This window comes from Streptomyces sp. NPDC006544, from assembly GCF_040611715.1.
Taxonomy (GTDB): domain Bacteria; phylum Actinomycetota; class Actinomycetes; order Streptomycetales; family Streptomycetaceae; genus Streptomyces.
On the sequence record NZ_JBEXOV010000221.1, the window covers coordinates 1 to 1,487 of the forward strand.

At 67.3% G+C, this 1,487-nt stretch carries 2 protein-coding genes; both read right to left on the bottom strand.

Going from position 1 to position 1,487, the window contains the following annotated elements; translation table 11 throughout:
- Positions 1 to 102: 102 nt before the first annotated feature.
- The gene (locus ABZY44_RS37660; RefSeq protein ID WP_356662055.1) at positions 103 to 399 is read right to left on the bottom strand and encodes a hypothetical protein; all 297 of its coding nucleotides are present in this window, start codon (positions 397 to 399) and stop codon (positions 103 to 105) included.
- Between the two features lie 69 nt (positions 400 to 468).
- Entirely contained in the window at positions 469 to 1,338 is an 870-nt protein-coding gene (locus tag ABZY44_RS37665; RefSeq protein ID WP_356662057.1) for an IS5 family transposase, read from the bottom strand.
- Between the last annotated feature and the right edge of the window lie 149 nt (positions 1,339 to 1,487).

Below are 1,487 nucleotides of genomic sequence, written 5' to 3' on the forward strand. Positions count from 1 at the left end.
TCGTCCGACAGCGTCAACTCGGCCTTCGGCCGCCCCATCCGAGCCATAGGCTAAGCCTACACATCTGAACAGAACTCAAGACTCAGAACACTAGGCCGTGTTTTAGAAGTCGCGGGCGGCCAGCCATTTGGTGAGGTCGCCCGCGATGCGGTCGTGGCTGTTCTCGATGGCGACGTCGTGCTCGCGGCGTGCGGTGTCGCGGCGGACGATCTCGTATCCGCCCCCGTCCAGGACGGAGACGGAGGCGAACCAGGCGGGATCGTCCTCGTCGGGCTGGATGACGATGAAGGTGTTGTCACCGCCGTTCAGATCGCTGATCAGCATCAACAGGGCGTCCTCAGACGGGTCGTCGATGTGGTCGCCGTTCTCGCTGTCGGCGCTGTAGTACCTGGCGGCCACTGCCGTCCCCCTGCATGAGTGCTGAATACCGGTGGTCAGCATGGCACGGCCGGACTGGCGGCCGGTGGTTCACAGCCACTGGTGGATCGCCGCGATCTGAACGCTGGCCTCGAAGCGGACGGCCAGCTTGTCGTAACGCGTCGCCACCGCCCGGTGCTGCTTGAGCCGGCTGATCCCGCACTCGACCGCATGCCGGGCCTTGTAGTCCTCCCGGTCGAAGGCCGGCGGCCTGCCCCCGCCACGGCCTCGGCGCTTGCGGTTGCGGATCTGATCGGCCGGCTCGGCGATCGTGCACCGGATCCCGCGTCTACGCAGGTAGGCGCGATTCGCGCGGGACGAGTACGCCTTGTCACCCCGCACCCGCAGCGGCTTGCGCCTGGGGCGCCCGCCACCGACCTTCGGCACCCGAATCGCTTCGAGGACCGGCTCGAACTGCGGGCTGTCACCCCGCTGACCTGCCGTGACCAGCAACGACAGCGGCTTCTGGCCCTGCTCGCAGGCCAGGTGAATCTTGGTGCTGAACCCGCCTCTGGACCGACCCAGGCCGTGATCGTCCGGCTCTTGGCCGACCCCGCCGGGCGGCTCCTTCTGCCCTGCCCCGTCCCGGCGGGCACCAGCGGCGTGCTGATGGGCCCGGCAGACCGTGGAGTCGACATTCACCTCCCACGTGATCAGCCCGGCCGCATCGGCCCGCGCCTGCAGCGAGGTCAGCAGCCGGGCCCACACACCCTCGCGTTGCCACCGGCGGAAGAGCCCATACACGGTCTGCCAGGGCCCGTACTCGCACGGCAGATCGCGCCAGGGAACACCGGTCCGCACCCGCCACCGCACCCCGTCGATCAACCGCCGACGGTTCCGCGGCCGACGGCCCAACCCCACCGACGGCAACAACGGTTCCAGCACCGACCACTGCTCATCAGAAAGATCTCCTCGCCCCACACCATGATCATCACGCCACGAGGCAAGATCCGGAGACCAGTTCTAAAACACGGCCTAGTGTTCTGAGTCGGGAATTCTGTTCAGATAGCTGGCGAGGCGTTCGAGGATCTCGTCTGCGGTCTTGGTCCAGATGTAGGGCTTGGGGTCGG